Here is a 20,155-nt window from a genome sequence, read left to right on the forward strand (position 1 = left end):
TGGTGTTCATTACGAGTACAGAAAATAGTCTAACAATCTTAGGCTTTATTGGCATGCTCAAGATTCCTGGGCTGCCTTTTTTTTATTTAATAGGAAAAGTAGGACTTTCCTATTAAATAAAAAAAGAGAGATTAAAATCTCTCTTTAAAATCTCTACATATTATTTTTTACTTCATATTTTTGTTTTAGTTCATTTGTCTTATTTATATAAGCTTGTTGCTGTTTTGTACCTAAAACCTGTTGAGTTACTTGATCTTTTATTTCATCAAAGGAACTCAATCCTTCCGCATTTTTATTTATTAACTTGATTATATGATAACCGAATTGTGTTTTTACTGGTTCTGAAATACTATCTACTTCCATATTAAAAGCAGCATCTTCAAATTCAGGAACCATTTGACCTCTTCCAAATTCTCCTAAATTGCCACCTTGTGCCTTAGAAGGACAAGTTGAATAGTTCTTTGCAGCATCTTCAAAAGACATACCGTTCTCTATTTCTTTTATTATCTCTTTTGCTTTTTCTTCCTCTTCCACTAAGATATGACTAGCAACTACAGTTTCAGGTTTTTTAAAGTTTTCTTTATTTTCATTATAAAATTCTAAGGCTTCACCTTCTGTTACTGATATGCCAGATAATAGCTGATTTAACGCGTATTGTTTTAATAATCCTTCTTTAACTCTTTCTAATTCTTTTATGAAATTTTCGTCTGAGTCCAATTTACTTTCTTTTGCATCTAAGTACATTACTTCTTGATTTATTAATTCATCTACTACTCTTTTCATACCTTCTGGTGATTGAAATTGCATTGCCATTTGAGGTCCTAAATCATTAAGGAATTTAAGTACAGTATCCTCAGTTATTTCTTTTTCATTTACTACTGCAAGAACTTTTTTTTCGCTCATAATCTATTCTCCTTTTGTCTATTTTAAAAATACCATCTTACTAAAGGTAACATATAGTTTTTTTGTTGTCAACACAGAAAACCCCTTAAAGATAATCTTTAAGGGGTATAGGTATCCGTTTTACTAGATAATAGTTATATTCTCAGCTTGTAATCCTTTAGCGCCTTCTACAACGTTGAATTCAACTTCTTGGCCTTCTTCTAAAGTTTTGAAACCATCTTTGTTGATTTGTGAGAAGTGAGCGAATACATCGTTTCCTTCTTCAGTAGTAATAAATCCAAATCCTTTTTCTGCGTTAAACCATTTTACTGTACCTTTCATTGCATATACCTCCGAAATTTTATTTCTTTAATTCTTTTGTAAAAATACTAACAATAAAATTTCTTTACTATATGCAGATAAAATATGCTACCTATAGAAATTATTGTGTATCGATTATTTACTTCCGAATTAAAGCTACAACCTAATATTACCATACTATAACTTAGATTGCAACTATATTTATATGATTTTTTATTGAAATTTATTCATATTTTTAAAATTTTATAAATTTTATTTTATTTTACTTTTGTGACTTACTAAAATTAACGATTTCTCTTTCATACTTAGAACTCATAATTGGAGAAGATATTATATAATCAGCAGATGATTTATTATTTGCAACTGGGATATCATATAATACTGCTATTCTCAAAAGTGCTTTTACGTCAGGATCATGAGGCTGGGCTTCCAACGGATCCCAGAAAAAAATCATCATATCAATATCTCCCTCAACAATACGTGAACCTATTTGTTGATCTCCTCCAAGGGGACCAGATCTAAATCCTCTAACTTCTAATCCAGTACTTTCACTTATTCTCTTTGCTGTTGTTCCAGTTCCACATAAAAAGTGTTCTGACAATTTATCTTTATTTTCTTTTACCCAATTTATTAAATCCTCTTTTTTATTATCATGGGCAATAAGAGCAATGTTTTTTCGTATATTCATTTCTACTTTCAAACTTATTTCCTCCTTAATTCAATTCTTCAATTAATAATTATTTTAGCTTACTTTATTTATTTTATCATTAAATTGGGTAAAATTATATAGAATAAAGTTAGAATCTTGTTTAAATTATAACAAAACTTTATTTTCAGAGCTTTTAATGTTATCATATTGATGTAAATAGTTGAGTTAAGTTCATTAATTAAATTTAATAGATAAAGGAGAGTTTTAAATGAATTCAATGATTCAAAAATATGTAAGTCAAGGATTTATGACTGAAGCTGAAGGTAATTATATTGATGAGGCTATTCAAAGGAAAGAATCTGTTATAGTATCTGGTCATAGATCAGCTGGGATAAGACCTTTAATGGCAGCCTTAATGGCTGTAGCAAAAAGTAATTTTAATTCTGTTCAGGTAAAAGGATTCGAGGATTTAAACAATGATGTAGAGTATTATCTAATACCTGGATTAGATAATTTGGATTTTGAAAAATTAATTGCTGAAGCCATGTCAAAACCAAATACATCCTTTGTAACTTTAAAAGAACCAGAGCATCCTTATTCTCTTCTAAAACTACTTCGACAAGTTTATAAAGAAACTGGAGATACTTCTAAGGTATATCATATGCTGGAATGTTCTAAAATTGATAATGTTCCAAAGCTAACTAAGGTTACAAAAATGAGTTTAGATGAAAATGGTAAGATAATAAAAGTAGATTTTGGAGGATAATTGATTTAATAAAAAAGTCCGATTTTTGAGGTATAACTTCAAAAATCGGACTTTTTTATTTTATCTCTATCCATCTAGTCATCCCTAATGCATGAATTTCATTTGTATCAATATCCATAATCTTATGAATAAAATCTTTCTCATGGTTTTTCTCATTTAATATATTAATTCCTGCCAATATTGTGTTTCCATATACTGCTTCTTTTTTATATAATAATTCAAATTCACTTAATTGACAATTTTCATAAATATCTTCAGGAATAGTTTCCAATACCCATGAAAGATATTTAGTATTATTTACATGGTTATTATAATCAATATCAGATTTTCTCACATGAAAATCTAGAGTATCTTTTATATCTATTGTTTTTTTAAAATCATAGAAATCCTCAAAATTTATCTCTTCAACAAGATTAACTTTTTCAAATAATATAGTAGGAATTCTTACGGGTTTCTTTTTATTCATATCAATAAATATCCATACAGTAGAAGCCCTTCCTATTTCATTATTTTCCTCATCATATATTTTAAATTCTCTATTGGCATAAAATCTATCCATTTTTGATGTCCAGGTTTCTATAATTATTTTTTCTTTTACCTTTGGATACCTAAGAACTTTAACCTTCCATCTATTTAACATCCATGCACAATTTAGTTCCTTAATATCTTCAGAATTAAATCCCAAATAATCAGTATGTTCTCCTGATGTTTCACCTAGATATTCTAGTAAAGATACTTGTCTTAACCTTCCATTCTTATCTGATTCATAATAGGGTATTTCGAAATGCTTTCTATATTTCTTCATAAATAATCAACTCCTTTTATAAATTTGTAATGGTTACAATAAAAACTAGCATTAAGCTAGTTTTATGTAATATTTTTAATCCATCTTTTTGACTTTATTCTTGGTAAACCTATAATTGCCTTAACTATTTCTTCAAAGGACACTAAAATGAATACCATGTAAACAGGCATTTTAAATAATAATACACCCATAAACGCTAAAGGCACACCGATAAGCCATACTGCTCCCATTTCAAGATACATAGAGAAATTAGTATCTCCTCCACCCCTAAGAACTCCTACAATTAAGGTTGCATTAAAGGTTCTAATGAAATAAAACATACCACCAATCATTATTAATTTTTTAGACAAATCATATACATCAGCATCTAAATTTCTAAATAATTTCAATGTTAAATCTGGAGTTAAGACTAAGATTCCTCCCAATACTAATCCAGCTACTGTAGACATAGCTAAAAATTGAATTGCATAGTCATAGGATTCATCCTCGTCTCCTGCACCAATTTTATTACCTACCATAATAGTGCAAGCATTAGCTAGTCCCCTTACTAATACAAAAAATACATTTTGAATAGTACTTGAAACTTGAACTGCTGCTGTAGCTTCTTCTCCAATTCTTGCATAGGCTACTGAATACATAACTTGTCCCAATGCCCAAAATGCTTCATTTACTATTACAGGAGATATAGTTATTAAATATCTCTTAACAAAATCCTTTGTCCATGTGGTTAATTCACTTAATTTAGCGGCTAGAGGTTCTATATCTTTATATACAAAATAAAGTATAAGTAAAATTTCAACTATCCTAGCAATTAATGTTCCATAGGCAGCACCTTTTACACCTAATACTGGAAAACCAAATTTACCGAAAATAAGTAAATAGTTAAAAATAGTATTTGTTATAAAAGAAACTCCAGCTACTATCATAGGCATATTAGGGCGTCCTATACTTCTAGATGCTATACTATATGCAAAAGATACTCCCGTTATTATGTAAGATAAAGATACTATCCTAAGATAATCACTTCCTAATTTAACTACCATAGGTTCTTTTATGAAAAACCTCATTACTGTTTCAGGAAAAAATAATGCTATTATTGTAAAGAACAAACCTGCAATAGCACTTAGAGTAATGGATAATCCTAATACTTTTTTAATATTTTCTGTATCTTTTTTACCCCAATATTGAGAAATAAAAATAGATGTTCCACTGTTGATTCCAAAAATAATCAGGGAATAAAAAAAGAATAGCTGATTAGCTAAACCTACTGCTGCTATACTTGATTTGCCAAGTTCTGATATCATCAATGTATCTACCATATTTAAGGACGAAGTTATTAGATTTTGTAATGCAATTGGAATTGCAATTATCAACATATCCTTTAAAAATCTTTTATTCTGCCAAAATTTTATCATTTATTACCTCCAATTTATGCTTTAAATATAAAAGAACTATCCATTGTACATTATACAATATTTAAACAGAATTTTGTATAATTTATTTAAAATACCTCTTAATAAATATAAGGATGCCAAAGCATCCTTATATTTTAATGTATTCCATATGTTGTGTGGTCATTTCCTAAATAGTCAATATTTGCATAAATCCTTACTATATTGCTATTATCATCGTGTTGGATTTGAATATTAGTTGCTCTACCATCATCTCCTCTTCTTTCTAAATGACGATTTATAATTTCTTCAGCAATCTTTTCATTATATTGATTATTATATAATTTGTTATAATCTTCAGCTGTCATCTCTAGCACTGATTTATGAAGTCCATCTTTTACAATTCGTCTTTCACTAATATTGTTAAATAACATAATTTATCCTCCTTTAGATTATTATAAATCTAGTTTTAACTCCACTTAATAATATCTTCTCTCTAAAGAAGTTTTTTATGTTAGTTTTATAATATTTTTAAATTTTCTTCACTAATACTAATTTAATTACCTAACCATCTATCTAGGAATCCTAATGAACTGAGAAGTACTATGAATATTGCAACTGGTGCTACATATTTTATTAATACTATCCAAAGTTTTTCAAGCTTGAATTTTACATTTGGACTTTTCTTTACTTCTTTTATAGCTTCATCAACACCCCATACATATCCTAAAAATATAGCCATTAGTAAGCCACCAATAGGCATTAATACATTAGAAGTAATAAAATCCAAGGCATCAAATATTCCTAAATTTAATATAGGAATATTAAAATCTGATAAAACACCCATAGATAGAGAAGCAAAAATTCCTATTACAAACATAATAGATGAAACTATAGTAACAGATTTATTTCTTGACCATTTAAGCTGATCTATACAGTAAGCTGTTGATACCTCCAGCAGAGAAATCGCTGAAGTAATAGCTGCAAAAAATACTAAAATAAAGAAAATTACACCAAATACTGCTCCAAAAGGCATAGCTTCAAATACTGCTGGTAAAGTTACAAACATAAGTCCAGGTCCTTGACTAGGTTCAAACCCAAAAGCAAATACTGCAGGCAGAACAGCAAACCCTGCTAATAACGCTACTGCTGTATCTAACCCAGGTATTATTAAGGCATTTTTCTCTAAGTCTTCATCACCCTTTAGATAACTACCATAGGTAATTAAAGCTCCCATACCTAAACTTAAAGAAAAAAAGACCTGCCCTAAAGCATCTACAAGAACCCTTCCATTAAATTTACTAAAATCAGGCTTTAAATAATAAGCAAGTCCTTGAGAAGCACCTTTAAGAGTAACTGATCTTATGGCAACTATTATAAGCATGATAAAAAGTGCAGGCATCATAATTTTGCTTGCCTTTTCTATTCCACCAGATATTCCCTTAAATACTATTGCTACAGTTAATATCATAAATATTCCATGATAAATTAGAGGCTCTATTGGAGCACCTATAAATCCATTAAAATATGCTGCCTTATCGACACCAATTCCTCCCATTAAGGTAGCTATGATATATTTTATTACCCATCCACCTACAACACTATAATAAGATAAAATTAAAAATGCAGTTACAATTCCAATCGAACCTAAAAATCCCCAATTTTTATTAAGTTTTTTATATGCCCCATAAGGATCTAATTGTGTCTTTCTACCAATTATCATTTCACCTAACATCATAGTAAATCCAATCAATATAACCATTAGTAAATATGTTACAACAAACACAGCACCACCATTTTTTCCTGCCAGATATGGGAATTTCCATAGATTCCCTAAACCTACAGCCGAACCTGCTGCTGCCATAATAAAGCCAAAACTTGAACCCCAAGATTCTCTTTCTTGAACTTTACTTTTATCTTCCATAATATACCTCCTTACAACTTTTTTATATTATATTGATGAGTTTAATTGATTATACTATGTTTAGGCAATAAAGTAAACAAATATTTAGACTATTCTGTAAGTTTATTTTGTATCAAAGTTTTTGATATAATTACCATCAATAAAATTTATGTTAATATTCTCTACTTAACTCATATATATCAGAAAACTCTATGTTTATTTTATCCACATTTATTTCCCTAGACATACATTCAGTGGAATTTATATTATTAATATCTACTTCATATATTGGCAAGCTAATAGTAAAGGTACTTCCCTTATTTACTTCACTATCTAGATATATACTTCCACCATGTAATTCGACCATTGATTTTACTATTGATAAACCTATACCACTTCCTTCTTTTTTTCTCCTTAGAGTTGAGTCTACTTGTTTAAATCTATCAAATATTATTTCTGTCATTTCCTTGGGAATTCCTACACCGTTATCTTTTACCTCTATTAAAACCATGTTATTTTTTTCTTTAATACTTACTTCAATTTTTCCACCAGGTTCTACATACTTCACTGAATTTGACAGTAAGTTTAACATAACCCTTTCCAACTTATCCGCATCACATGCCATTATCCGCTCTTCTATTTCTGTATCAAATACTATAGATATGCCTTTAGTTTTACTATACTCTACAACAGATAATGTAATATCTTCTATAATGGAAACGATATTATAGTTTTCAAAATTCATCTTCATAAACCCAGCATCAATCTTTGTAATATCTATAAGATTGTTAGAAAGTTTAATTAACCTATAGGAATTTTGCTTTATCATTTTAATATATTTATTGACTGTACCCCTATCTATATTCATTTCCATATTATCATTAAACGGAAATAGTTGAGTTACTCCCAGTATAATATTCAAAGGAGTTCTAAATTCATGGGATATTGTAGAAAAGAAGTTATTTTTCATTTCATCTACTTCTTTTGCTTTTTGTAATAATGCTTGTTTTATTTCTATTTGTTTCTGTAATTCTATAACCTTATTTTTTTGAGTAATATCTCTAAAGCTGATTATTCTTCCAGTAGGTACTCCTTTTTCTATAAAGGGAAGTACAGAAGCTTCTATAACTCTTCCATCTTTTAAATGTAGGTCACAAATATTAAAATCCTTTTTATTTCCTAATTCTTTGGCAAAAAGCCTTATTTCTTCTGAATACTTCAATTGTTGTTTTGCAACTAAACCTAATTCACAATAATCACCATTATAAATTGTCTCTCGTGAAATATCCCATATTTCCATAAGCAGTCTATTGGCATGAATAACTTTATTATCATCTCCTATTACTAAAATACCATTGTCCGATGCCTCTAATATAGCATCTAGAATTTCCTTCTTCTTTGAATTCTCTGTTTCTAATCTTTTCATTTCCTCACATTTTAGTCTAAGTTTGTGTACTAAATTTTCTAAATTCCCATTTTTTCTATCTAAAAGTATATTTAATTCAATTAAATTCAAATTAGGCTCCTGTATACCCGTTCGAACTATTGCCTTATAAATTAAATAAAGAGATAAAAATTTAAATATATGCCCTATAATTGATAATAATCCTTGAGAATCATTATTAATTATAAAAATAAATTCAGAGGTAATCATTATAACTAATGAATAAATAATATGTCTATTGGTGATATCTAAATCTTTAGAGCTTGTCTTTAAAAAATATATAATCCTTAATAACAAGATTCCACAAATTATATATTGACTTATTTTTTTAAAAGGTGTAAATCCTACTTCTTCTATAAAACAATCTGGAAAAATACCTAAATATAATATGGATATAAATAACAATATTGAAATAGTCAAATATATAAAGAACCCATATCTAATATCAATCTTTTTATTCAAAAATATAATAGAAATTAAAAAAGATAAACTTTTCATATAGCTTGATACTATTAGTAATTGTAACGAAATATTATATGTATTGTGTCCTATTATACCTATTTCTTCATATGTAATTAAATGAATCAAATCAAAACAAGCAACGAATCCAAAAGCCATACCTAAAAATATTATTCTATTATCTTGATTAGTTTTATAAGTATTTAAGGCTATAATTGCCATTAAGAAGCTAATTATAGACCCTGCTAACTCTATAAATAAATGATATATTTCAAAATCTTTATAACCTAAATACATGGATAATCCCAAAATAAAGATATACCTTAAAACTTTTTTCACCTTACTTTCACTTTTAAAATCCAATAATGTATATTTTATACTTTCCATTACTCTTATTTCCTCCTAGTTCTTGTTAAAATAAACTCAAAACCTATTATACAAAACTTTTATGTAATATTTTGTCATAACTTGGACTTTTAAAAAATTTTTATAAAAAAATAAAACCCTAAAAAACTAAACTACAGTTTATCAGGGTTTTATTTTTCAAATATTAATTATTTATAACTTTTATTATGCTTTTAATGTTACATTAAAGACATTATTCATCATTTACTTACAATCTTCTAATCCACTGATTTTAAGGATTCTACCATTTCTACTTTTTTAAGTTTATAATACATCGCAAAGTTCACAAGAATTGCAAAAATTAAAGTTAATGATATAGAGAAAATATAACTCTTCCATTCTAATTTAAGCCCAAACATTATATTCTCCATTTCAACTGTTGTCATTATAAATCTATGCAAAAATATTCCCATTATAAGTCCTGTTAAAGCCCCCATAATAGTCAGTATAGTATTTTCTCTATATATATAGACTGATACCTCATTATCATAAAAGCCTAAAACCTTTATAGTTGCAATTTCCCTTATTCTTTCAGATATATTCACATTAGTTAAATTATATAAAACTACAAATGCCAAGGCTCCTGCTGAAATAATCATAACTATTACTACATAATTTAGACTTCGAATAGTATCTTCAAAATTATCTCTAATTGAAGTATTAAAGCTTATGCTACTTATTCCTTCCTTCTTTATTAATTCTCTAGATAGTTCATATTCGAATTCTTTAGATGTATCAGATAAAATTCCAATGGCCTGATTAAATTCTACTGGTATTTTGAAAATCTCCTCATAGTACTCTGGGGATATATATACATAATTAAAAGTATAATTTTCTGTAATTCCAGTTACTTTAACTTTTGCTTCATCTTTTTCTTTATTTATTAAAGTTATCTCATCTCCTACAGATACATTTAAACTTCTACTTATCTGTTCAGTTATTACTACTCCTTTTTCCTCAATAGTAAGTTCTTTGCCTCCTTTACGATTTTGCAAATGGATAAACTTATTTATGTTGATTCTGTCCTTTGGAGTAATTATAGATATATCCTTTTCCATTGTATCTAATATAATAGTTCCACTTTCCATGGAAATTAGTTCATAATCTATTATGCTTTTATTTTCTTCTAAATGTTTTTCTCCATTATCTTCTAATCCTATAGTTACATCATAAGTAAATAGATTTCCAAATTGCCTATTTACTACAGTTTTAATAGAATCCTTTATTCCAAAAGCAGTAAGCATCAAAGCTGTACAACCTGCTATTCCAAATATAGTCATAAAAAATCTTCTCTTATATCTAAATATATTTCGAATACTAACTTTGTAACTAAAATTAAATCTATTCCAAATAAAAGGTATTTTTTCAAGAAGTATTCTCTTTCCAAGCCTCGGTGCTTTTGGTCTCATTAAAGAAGATGGATTGTCTTTCAACTCATTGTTACAAGAAATAAATGTAGTCATTGTAGTTAATCCTATGGCTCCTAAAGATATAAAAGCAGCCAAAGCCACATTGAATTTAAGTATTACAGGTGGCAGTATATACATGATTCCATAAGCATTAAATATAATAGTTGGAAATAGAGTATACCCTATGAGAATTCCAATTATACAGCCTAATATAGTTGCTGTTAAGGCATAGAATATGTATTTAAATGCAATATCACTTTTATTGTATCCCAGAGCCTTTAAAGTCCCTATATTTGTCCTTTGTTCATCTACCATTCTTGTCATAGTAGTTAGACATACTAAGGCTGCAACTAAAGCAAAGAAAACTGGAAAAACTTGAGATATGGCATTTATTCTATCAGCAGCTCCACCATAGTCTACATAAGAGTAATGTGACTTTCTATCTAACACATACCATTTAGCTTTTTCAATTTTCTTTAAATCATTTTCACCTTCTTGTATTTTTTTCCAAGCATCTTCAAATTCCTTTTCAGCTTTTTCTTTAGAATCATTATATTCTTTTTCTGCTTCTATTAAATCCTTTTTTCCTCTTTCTAATTTTTCTCTAACTTTTGCTATTTCCAAAATACCTTCTTCTTCTCCTTTTTTAAGGCTTAATTTTTCAGTTTCAATTCTTTTTTTTGATGAATTTAATAGTTCTTTAGTCTTTTTAAGTTCCTTTTCTGCATTTAAAACCTTCTCTTTATTTCTTGCTAACTCTGTCCTACCATTTTCAACTGCTGCCTTTACCCCTTGTAAAGTTCCTTTTGCAGTTTGTAATTCTACGAGTAACTTTTCTTTTTCTTCCTGTGTAATTAAAGGATTTTCTAAATTATTATTAATTTGTGATATTTGTTTTTCTAAAAGAGATATGCTTTCTTCTCCCTTTTTTATTTCATTTTCAGCCTGTAAAAAGCCTTTCTCTGCTAATATTTTATTTTCATTAAAAGTTTCAAGACCTTTTTCATATTCTTCTTCACCTTTTAATAATTCTTTTTCTGCCTGTTCTACTTTTTCTTTACCTTCCTTTATAGATAATTTAAATTTTAATTCATTAGCTTTAAGCTGTTTTTCTCCATTATCTATTTCTTTCTTTGCATCTTTCAATTCCTCTAAAGCCTCTTCCAACTTCTTGTTAGCATCTGCTTTCTCATCAAAATATTCTCTTTTGCCTTCTTCTAATTCTTCCTGCGCATCTATTAGAATTTCCTCATATCTAATCTTTTCTCTTATTTTAGCTAAATCTTTTATTTTATCTGTAACTGGATTAACTATATCAAAATATTCTTTATCATAGGAATTTAAATTCTTAGCATCTTCCACAGTAAGTAAAATATCTGTATATACATCTAATTTAAAATTTTCTTTAGGAATCATAATAAAATCTCTTACTTGACCATTTCCAATATTACTGCTTCCCTTTTCAAATGATAAATAGTATGGAGTTTGAACAGCACCTACTACTATAAATTCTGTATTCTCTAAGGTCTCAGACAGTTCTTCTTCTTTACCTGAAAAAAGCTTAACTTTAGAGCCTATAGGAACTCTTGTAGAATTATCCTTTCCTGCTTCAATTACACATTCATCAATTTTTTCTGGTAATCTTCCTTTTATTAATTTTACATCATTTATCTTATTAAAGGAATCAATTCCATGAAGTCTAATTACCACTTCTTTTTCATCATATTCTGCCAAGGTATCTATGACATAAGTCCCTATGCTTTCTTTTATACCCTCAGTTTTACTTATTTCCTTTAAATCATCATCTGTTAATCCTAAAGTAGATAATATTCTTATATCCATTAAATTATAATCATCATAATATCTATCAGCTGTATATTCCATAACTTTTGGAGAAACTTTTACTCCTGAAAAAAATGCAACTCCTAATGTAATAATAGCGACAATAGATATAAATCTACCTATGGACTTCCTAATATCCCTTATCATATCTTTTATTAATGCAGATTTTTTCACTACCATTCAATCCTTTCTACTGGAGTTGGATTTTGGTTTTTTACTTGACTTTCTATCATTCCATTTTTAACTTTAATAACCTTGTCTCCCATGGGAGTTATTGCTAGATTATGAGTTATTACAACTACTGTCATTCCCATATTTCTACAAGTATCCTGAAGTAATTTTAAAATAGCTTTTCCTGTATTATAGTCTAAAGCTCCTGTTGGCTCATCACATAAAAGCAACTTAGGATTTTTAGCCAAAGCACGAGCTATGGCTACTCTTTGTTGTTCTCCACCTGATAGCTGGGCTGGAAAATTTCCCTTTCTATGACTAAGACCTACAGCCTCTAATACCTCTTCAGTATCTAATGGATTGTTACATATTTGAGTTGCTAATTCCACATTTTCTATGGCAGTTAAATTTTGAACTAAATTATAAAATTGGAATACAAAACCTATATCATGTCTTCTATAAGTTATAAGTTCCTTATTAGTAAAGGATGTTATTTCTTTAGAATCTACAATGACTTTTCCAGATGTTGCTATATCCATACCTCCTAATATATTTAATATTGTACTTTTACCAGCACCACTAGCTCCTGCTATAACAACAAACTCCCCTTTATCAATGGAAAAACTTGCTCCAGACAGAGCTTCAATCTTCACTTCTCCCATTTGATATAATTTTTTTACATTTTGAAAATCAATATATTTTTCCATCTTTGTCTACTCCTTAATTAATGATATATATTCTTTATTTTTTAAATATAATTCTTAATAATAAAAACATCTATAATATAGAGTCTATCATATTTTATCAATATGTTAACTATAATTTAAAGAGAAGAAACAATTAATTTAAATTAATTGCTTCTTCTCTTTAGTTTAGTCTATTTTAGCATAAATATAAACTGCATCTCTTAAAAATTCTGCTAACCCAGGTTGTTCCCTATCATAATATTCTTTGAATCTTTCATCATCAACATACATTTGAGCAAGACTAGCATGGGCTTCTTTAGTATAAAAATCCCAAAAATAGCTTAACCATTGACGATGTAAATCTACTGCTTTTTGTGCTAGTTCCCCTGATGGATTTTTAGTATAATATGCTAATTTTAATGTGTCTATAACATTAGCACTAAGTTCTTGTAGCTCTTTATACTGCTTTTCAGTCATATTTTTTAACATTTCATTTGATTTATCTACCTTGTCATCTCCATACTTTTCTCTAGCCTCTCTACCAAACTTTTCTTCATTACTATTAATCATTTTTTGTTTAAAACCTTCAAATTTTTCTTTATCACTCATTTTAATTCTCCCTTCTTTTAATGCTATAGTCTTATTAACATTGGATATTAATAAATCTATTTTTTCTCTTTGATGAAGGAGCTTTTCACGGTGCTGTATAAGTGCCGTTGACTCATCAAAAGAATCTGATGCTACTATATTTTTTATACTCTCTAAATCCATACCTAATTCCCTATAGAATAATATCTGTTGTAATCTATCAACTTCTTTACTTCCATATATTCGGTATCCCGATGAATTAATTCTTGCTGGTTTAAGAATTCCTATTTCATCATAGTATCTAAGTGTTCTACTGCTGATTCCTGCTAAATTAGCCAATCTTTGCACTGTATATTCCATTTCGTTCACCTCCTTCTAAATCTACTATAAACCTTTACGTTACGTCAATGTCAATAAACAAAAAACCAGTTAAGAAAATAAAATTTCTCAACTGGCTCTCATTTAATTTAAATCTTTAGATTGAAATAACCCTGAAGTTTTATTGACGTCCATAATGAACATTATACCTTTACCTGGTTCGTCAAGATTCATAGCTTCTTTTATGACTTTTGCTATTTTATTTGATTTTTCTTTTTCAACTATTAGCATAACTATTTCTTTCTCTGGTTCAATATTCATTGAAAAAAACATAACATTTTCATGTATTCCGGAACCTCTTGCATTAATAATAGTAGCACCCCTTGCTCCTGCTGAAGTAGCAGCATCTACAACTTCTTCTCCAAGACCTCTTTCTACTATAGTAAATATTACTTCATATTCCATCTCATCTTTTCCTCCTATTCTTAGGTCTCCATCAGACTCACCATAATTTTTTATACCTAAAACTTTCTTTACAGGCGAAGAGAAGATTATTCCATGATTAGGCTTATCTAAGTGAAGTTTTTGAGTTAAAACTTCATGAATTTTGTCTTCAAGCCCACTTTCTGAAATCATCAATACTATTTCTTTCTTTACCTCATTAAGTCCCAATATTTCTAAAATATGATTTTTCACTGTTCCTCTTCCTAAGAAAATAGTTCCCCCTGCTACACCAATTTTTTTTGCCTCTTTTAAAACTTTACTTCCACTTCCTAAATTTACTATAACAGCGGATAAAACTAATTCTTTATTGATCATATCTAGGTTCAATTTAGTTCAACTCCTTTTTTCCAGCCTTACGATCATATACTAGACCTAATATTTGTATAGCAATTAAAGGCGTCAGTGCTACCATGGCAATTACACCAAAGGCATCCATTAATACGTCTGCTCCTTCTACTGCTTCTGCTACACCTTGAGCAAATGCCAATATAAAAGTAGCCGTCATTGGCCCAGAAGCTACTCCACCTGAGTCAAAGGCAATACCTACAAATAGTTTAGGTGCAAAATAAGATAAAGCTATTGCTAATAAATAACATGGTACAAGGAAATGCCACAATTTAATACTTGGAATTAATATTCTTATCATAGAAAGAGATACCGCTACAGCTACTCCTATGGATAATGTATATAATATTACTTTTTTCTTAATATGTCCACTTGTAACATCTTCAATCTGCTCATTTAATACATATACTGCTGGCTCTGCAAATATTACTGTGAATCCAAGAACAAACCCTATTGCTATAACAAGCCAATTCTTATCAAGAGATGCAGCAGCATGGCCTATGGCAGTCCCTGCCTCCATAAATCCAGCATTTACTCCAGTTAAGAATAATACAAAACCTATAAATGTATAAAGCAACCCCTTTAGAATTTTATTAACTTGTTTTTTAGATAGTTTAAAAAATATAATTTGAAATATAAAAAACAAGATTAATAATGGAATCATTGCCATCATAACTTCCATTGATAGTACAGGTATTTCATGTAGGAAGGAAGCTAATACACCCTTCGTATCAACAGACTGATAAGGTAAACTTCCTGTTAGAGATTTTATACCAGAAAGCAGACTCATTATTAGAACTGCCATCATAGGACCAGCAGAAGCTACTCCAACTAATCCAAAACTTGATTCTTCAGATTCTTTACCACCCTTTGTTGAAGACACACCTAATCCTAATGCCAAAATAAATGGTACTGTCATTGATCCAGTTGTGGCTCCGCCTGAATCAAATGCTATTCCTAGAAATTCCGTAGGTGCCAAAATTACTAGAAAAAATATTATGCCGTACAATACTGTTAAAAGTTTGTGTAATGGAATGTTAAATATAATCCTTGATAGTCCAACAGCAACTAATACACCTACTCCAATTGAAACTACTATTACGATACTTGCTTGTGATAATACTCCAGAAGTTACTTCACTTACTTGCCTTGCTAGAACTAATAAATCAGGCTCTGCAACATTTATAAAAAAACCAAGTATGAATCCAAATATTATAATAATCCATATATTTTTGGTCTTTGTTAAGGATGACCCCATTAAGGTTCCTATAGGTTGTATTCCTAGCTCTGCTCCAAATAGGAATATAGCTAAACCAAATATAATAAATATTGCTCCAATTATAAACTTCCACATTAAATTCGCTCCTATTGGAGCTATAGTAAAGTTTAAAATCAGCACTATAAGGGTAATTGGAAATACCGCAAGTGTAACCTCTTTCAATTTTTGAGTTAACATGTTCAAATAGTATCAGCATCCTTTCTGTATATAATATATATTTTTTAGTTCATAGATATTATATAATATAGATTATTTCCATGTAAACCTTTTTTTTCGATTCCCTAAAAATTCTTTTATAAAATTATACTAAAAATATCATTTTTAATTTAAAAAATAAGGATATTAATTACTAATATCCCCATTGCTGTGTTATATATAATTTTATCTTTAATTTTTCTATTTATGAATTATATTTTTTAGTTTTCTAAATTTAGACTAAAATAATATTCTAATCCATTCACTATAGAATCTACTACCTTGTCTTGATAAGAATCAGTTAACAAGAGCTTTTCTTCATTTTCATTAGATAAAAATCCATATTCAACTATTATAGCTGGCATTTTAGTTTGATTTAAAACTATTAAATCCTCTCTACCTATAATACCTTTATCAGCAGCTCCAGTACCTTTTACTAATTCGTCTAGCATAATTTGAGCCAACAAATCATTAATATTATTCTTTCTGTTTGGGTAATATAATACTTGAATTCCATTTATACTATTATTATTTTCCATAGCATTACCATGAATACTAATGAATACCCTAGCCTTATTTTCATTTGCTATCTCTGCTCTATGGTTGTTATCTACAAATTCATCTGTTTTCCTAGTTAAAATAACCTTATAATCCATGGATATAAGTTTTTTATATAATTTTTTAGATATTTCTAAATTTATATCTTTTTCATAATAACCGCTAACACTAATAGTGCCAGAATCTTTCCCTCCATGTCCAGGATCTATGATTATTACTTTGTTTGATGAAATAAAGCCTCTTTTTAGTAAAGAAAATCTTTGAAATACATTGAAAAAAATAAGTATTAGTACTATTATCAAAACAACTGCCCTAAGTCTTCTAAATATCATCTGTCTATCCCCCAATAATGCCTTTAATTTATACTTAATTGTATCATATTTTCAAATATCTTTATACTTTCAAATAAACTTCACTAATTGCATTTTTAAGTAGATTATCAAATAAACTAGTAAGTCCGGTATTCTTAACAAATTTATGCTAGTTTTTTCTAAGATTATATTTCTTTTATTAAGGTATATATAAAATAAAGTTAACCAAAAATAAAGTATAAGGAAAAATTCATATGATAAAAAACAATATAGGTTTAAAACAAAAAATAATTGGTAAAGTCGCAGAGTTTATGGTGAACAGTATAACTTCTTCACCTCCCATAGCAGAGGCAAACAAAACTTTAAAGGATTCAAAAGTAGCTTTTATAACTACTGCAGGTGTTCATCTTAAAAAAGACAGGCCATTTGATACTAATGGAGATCATACTTTTAGATTCATTCCTGGAGATGTTGATTTTGATGATTTGACAATTACCCATGATCACTATGATAAAGAAGAGGCTTTAAAAGATATTAATTGTGTATTTCCTTTAGAAATTCTTAGAAATCTACAGAACGAAGGATATATTAGTAATGTAGCTCCTCATAATTTTGGGCTTATGGGCTATATCCCTAAAGTTGATCTGTTAATCAATGAATCTGCTCCTGAAATAGCTGATATATTAGTAGAAGATAATGTGGATATAGCATTATTATCTCCTGGGTGATATATATGTCATCAATCTGTAGGATTGATTCAGCGAGAGATAGAATCCCGTGGTATAAGAACAGCATCAATTGTACATTTACCTAAAGTTGCAGAAAAGGTTAAACCTCCAAGAATGATGCATATACCATTTCCACTTGGCAGGACTTTTGGCAGGGCCTTTGATACCCAATTACAAACAAGAATTATAAAAGATTTACTTGATTTCGCCATATATGGTGAACCCGAAGAATTAGTTAGATTAGATTATAAATTGAAATAAAAATATTATTTAATGTAAAACACAGGAAAATTATAATTAATATCCTGTGTTTTTATCTTTTATTAGTGCAATAAAATTCTATATATTTATTATCTTTAATCCCTATGACTTATTTCTCTACTTTATTAAGATTCTTAATTATCTTCTACTAAACTATCTTTATATCCTATGTTTCAAAAGGTAGAAATACAGAAAATACAGAACCTCTTCCCAATATAGATTTTACTTTAATATATCCTCCCTGCTGAGAAACAATCTTTCTAGATAAAAATAACCCTATTCCTACACCATCTATATTCTTAGAATTCTCACCTCTATAGAATCTTGTAAAAATTTTGTTAATGTCAGACTCTATTATTCCATCACCTTTGTCCTGTATATCTATTCTGCAAAATAATTCATATTTTATGATTGACATATGTATTTCAGTATTATCTGGGCTATATTTTATTCCATTATCTAAAATATTAAATATGGCTTCTTGTGTCCACTTAGTATCATGATTACAGATTATATCCTTTTCACTGCTAAATGTAATATTAATTCCTTTCTGTTCTGCCTTTGGTGATACCATAAGTATTGCCTGCAATACAGTCTGTGTTATGGATTGATTTTTTATATTTAATTTTATGATTCCCGTTTCTAGTTTTGACATCTTAATCAAGGACTCCATAAGCCAATTTAATTTTTCAATTTGACTTTGCATATTTTTAGTAAATTCTATTCTCCTATCATCTGAAAGACTAGTATCTAGTAATAGTGAATTATATATATTAAGGTTAGCAAGTGGTGTTTTAAGCTGGTGAGATATATCTGAAATCAATGATGCTAAGTCATCTTTTTCTTTTCTCTGCCTAATATTATGAGACTTTAAAATATCTGACAATTTTATTACTTGACTTTGTAATTTTGAAAGCATAGTATCCTCAATTGTAGAAAAAATATCCTTTGGATTGTCATCTATTATTGATTCAATAGTCTGACTCAAAGCCTCAAGTGTAGTATTCACATTTTTAGACACTAAGAAAACAAATATAGTGCAAATAACTATTATAGAAACAGAGAAAATTGATACTAACCCAACTATTTTTATATCAAAATTGGAAAGAAGATTTGAAGTAATTCCTAGGAAAAAAGCAGAAAGAATTATTATTGATATAATGGTAACAATAACTAGCTTCTTTATGGAATCTCTCACCTATTATCACCCCATATATATCCTATACCAAATACGGTTTTAATAAAGATGGGTTTTGATGGGTCATCTTCAATTTTAGCTCTAAGTCTTCGAATATTTACACTAATGGTATTTTCATCTACAAAATCACCATCTATATCCCAAATTTTATCAAGTATTTGTGTTCTTGTCAGTACCTTCCCCTTATTTTGAATAAATAGTTCCAATAACTTTACTTCTGTTGCAGTAATAGGGACTTCTACATCGTCTTTAATAAGCTTCAGCTTATCAAAATCAAATATAAGATTTTTATAATAATATACACTATCCCTTTGTATAATTCTGCGTTTCAGCACAGCCTTTATTCTTTCCTTCAATATAGGTAAAGAAAATGGCTTTGTTATATAATCATCTCCCCCTGCTTTAAAGCCCTTTACTATATCCTCTTCTGTATCTTTGGCCGTTAGAAAAATAATAGGTACGCTTATATCTTCTCTAATATATTCGCAAAGTGTCACACCATTCTTATCAGGAAGATTTATATCTAATATGATTAAATCAGGATTATAATTCAATAATTCCATAGCCTGTTTTCCATTATATGCTGATAATACTATATATCCTTCACTCTGCAAAGAAAAGGTTATTCCTTCATTTAGTAGCTTATCGTCCTCTATTATTAATATGGTACTCATATAATCAAATCCTTTACCTTTTATATCACATATTATAACATGAAACGGACTATTTCTAGCCCG

Annotated in this window: 19 protein-coding genes; 3 read left to right on the forward strand and 16 right to left on the reverse strand. The window is 28.6% G+C overall.

Features of this window, described 5'->3' with window-relative positions; all coding sequences use genetic code 11:
* Window positions 1-153: 153 nt before the first annotated feature.
* The 3 genes from FYJ83_RS14865 to FYJ83_RS14875 form a co-directional block, all read right to left on the reverse strand.
* Window positions 154-903 carry a peptidylprolyl isomerase gene (locus tag FYJ83_RS14865; protein ID WP_154441798.1) on the reverse strand — a complete coding sequence of 250 codons (750 nt, stop codon included), beginning with the start codon at window positions 901-903 and terminating at the stop codon, window positions 154-156.
* Window positions 904-1,026: 123 nt separating this feature from the next.
* Window positions 1,027-1,224: a cold shock domain-containing protein gene (locus FYJ83_RS14870; RefSeq protein ID WP_154441800.1), complete on the reverse strand. Its 198-nt coding sequence runs from the start codon at window positions 1,222-1,224 to the stop codon at window positions 1,027-1,029.
* 241 nt (window positions 1,225-1,465) lie between these two features.
* The gene (locus FYJ83_RS14875; RefSeq protein WP_326828351.1) at window positions 1,466-1,903 is read right to left on the reverse strand and encodes a methylglyoxal synthase; all 438 of its coding nucleotides are present in this window, start codon (window positions 1,901-1,903) and stop codon (window positions 1,466-1,468) included.
* Window positions 1,904-2,120: 217 nt separating this feature from the next.
* On the opposite strand from FYJ83_RS14875, the gene FYJ83_RS14880 reads away from it, so the two are divergent.
* Window positions 2,121-2,618: a hypothetical protein gene (locus FYJ83_RS14880; protein WP_154441802.1), complete on the forward strand. Its 498-nt coding sequence runs from the start codon at window positions 2,121-2,123 to the stop codon at window positions 2,616-2,618.
* Window positions 2,619-2,673: 55 nt separating this feature from the next.
* Here FYJ83_RS14880 and FYJ83_RS14885 read toward each other — a convergent pair whose 3' ends face one another.
* The 11 genes from FYJ83_RS14885 to FYJ83_RS14935 form a co-directional block, all read right to left on the reverse strand.
* On the reverse strand, window positions 2,674-3,423 hold the full coding sequence (locus FYJ83_RS14885) for an acyl-[acyl-carrier-protein] thioesterase (RefSeq protein ID WP_154441804.1): 750 nt from the start codon (window positions 3,421-3,423) through the stop codon (window positions 2,674-2,676).
* A 62-nt stretch (window positions 3,424-3,485) separates the two neighbouring features.
* Entirely contained in the window at window positions 3,486-4,838 is a 1,353-nt protein-coding gene (locus FYJ83_RS14890; protein ID WP_154441806.1) for an MATE family efflux transporter, read from the reverse strand.
* A 134-nt stretch (window positions 4,839-4,972) separates the two neighbouring features.
* Window positions 4,973-5,248: a hypothetical protein gene (locus tag FYJ83_RS14895; protein WP_154441808.1), complete on the reverse strand. Its 276-nt coding sequence runs from the start codon at window positions 5,246-5,248 to the stop codon at window positions 4,973-4,975.
* Window positions 5,249-5,370: 122 nt separating this feature from the next.
* Entirely contained in the window at window positions 5,371-6,738 is a 1,368-nt protein-coding gene (locus FYJ83_RS14900; protein WP_154441810.1) for a sodium-dependent transporter, read from the reverse strand.
* A gap of 151 nt (window positions 6,739-6,889) precedes the next feature.
* A complete protein-coding gene (locus FYJ83_RS14905; RefSeq protein WP_154441812.1) occupies window positions 6,890-9,007 on the reverse strand; it encodes an MASE3 domain-containing sensor histidine kinase in 2,118 nt (705 codons plus the stop codon).
* 236 nt (window positions 9,008-9,243) lie between these two features.
* On the reverse strand, window positions 9,244-12,456 hold the full coding sequence (locus FYJ83_RS14910; protein WP_154441814.1) for an ABC transporter permease: 3,213 nt from the start codon (window positions 12,454-12,456) through the stop codon (window positions 9,244-9,246).
* Window positions 12,450-13,154 (reverse strand): ABC transporter ATP-binding protein, encoded by a 705-nt coding sequence (locus tag FYJ83_RS14915; RefSeq protein WP_154441816.1) that lies wholly within the window; start codon window positions 13,152-13,154, stop codon window positions 12,450-12,452. Before FYJ83_RS14915 ends, FYJ83_RS14910 begins: the two co-directional genes overlap by 7 nt.
* Before the next feature lie 165 nt (window positions 13,155-13,319).
* Window positions 13,320-14,081 carry a MerR family transcriptional regulator gene (locus FYJ83_RS14920; protein WP_154441818.1) on the reverse strand — a complete coding sequence of 254 codons (762 nt, stop codon included), beginning with the start codon at window positions 14,079-14,081 and terminating at the stop codon, window positions 13,320-13,322.
* 102 nt (window positions 14,082-14,183) lie between these two features.
* A complete protein-coding gene (locus FYJ83_RS14925; RefSeq protein ID WP_229768609.1) occupies window positions 14,184-14,870 on the reverse strand; it encodes a P-II family nitrogen regulator in 687 nt (228 codons plus the stop codon).
* Between the two features lies 1 nt (window position 14,871).
* Window positions 14,872-16,344 carry a DUF1538 domain-containing protein gene (locus FYJ83_RS14930; protein WP_216585935.1) on the reverse strand — a complete coding sequence of 491 codons (1,473 nt, stop codon included), beginning with the start codon at window positions 16,342-16,344 and terminating at the stop codon, window positions 14,872-14,874.
* 239 nt (window positions 16,345-16,583) lie between these two features.
* Window positions 16,584-17,252: an N-acetylmuramoyl-L-alanine amidase family protein gene (locus FYJ83_RS14935; protein ID WP_154441822.1), complete on the reverse strand. Its 669-nt coding sequence runs from the start codon at window positions 17,250-17,252 to the stop codon at window positions 16,584-16,586.
* A gap of 233 nt (window positions 17,253-17,485) precedes the next feature.
* On the opposite strand from FYJ83_RS14935, the gene FYJ83_RS14940 reads away from it, so the two are divergent.
* Complete coding sequence (locus FYJ83_RS14940) at window positions 17,486-17,959, forward strand: glycine/sarcosine/betaine reductase selenoprotein B family protein (protein ID WP_154441824.1); 474 nt, start codon at window positions 17,486-17,488, stop codon at window positions 17,957-17,959.
* A 24-nt stretch (window positions 17,960-17,983) separates the two neighbouring features.
* Window positions 17,984-18,220 (forward strand): hypothetical protein, encoded by a 237-nt coding sequence (locus FYJ83_RS14945; protein WP_154441826.1) that lies wholly within the window; start codon window positions 17,984-17,986, stop codon window positions 18,218-18,220.
* Between the two features lie 166 nt (window positions 18,221-18,386).
* Here the strand turns inward: FYJ83_RS14945 and FYJ83_RS14950 are convergent, their stop codons facing one another.
* The gene (locus tag FYJ83_RS14950) at window positions 18,387-19,418 is read right to left on the reverse strand and encodes a sensor histidine kinase (RefSeq protein ID WP_216585125.1); all 1,032 of its coding nucleotides are present in this window, start codon (window positions 19,416-19,418) and stop codon (window positions 18,387-18,389) included.
* Window positions 19,415-20,092 (reverse strand): response regulator transcription factor, encoded by a 678-nt coding sequence (locus FYJ83_RS14955; RefSeq protein WP_154441828.1) that lies wholly within the window; start codon window positions 20,090-20,092, stop codon window positions 19,415-19,417. The genes FYJ83_RS14950 and FYJ83_RS14955 overlap by 4 nt, the downstream gene beginning before the upstream one ends.
* Window positions 20,093-20,155 lie beyond the last annotated feature (63 nt).

Source organism: Tissierella pigra (assembly GCF_009695605.1).
Lineage (GTDB): Bacteria > Bacillota > Clostridia > Tissierellales > Tissierellaceae > Tissierella > Tissierella pigra.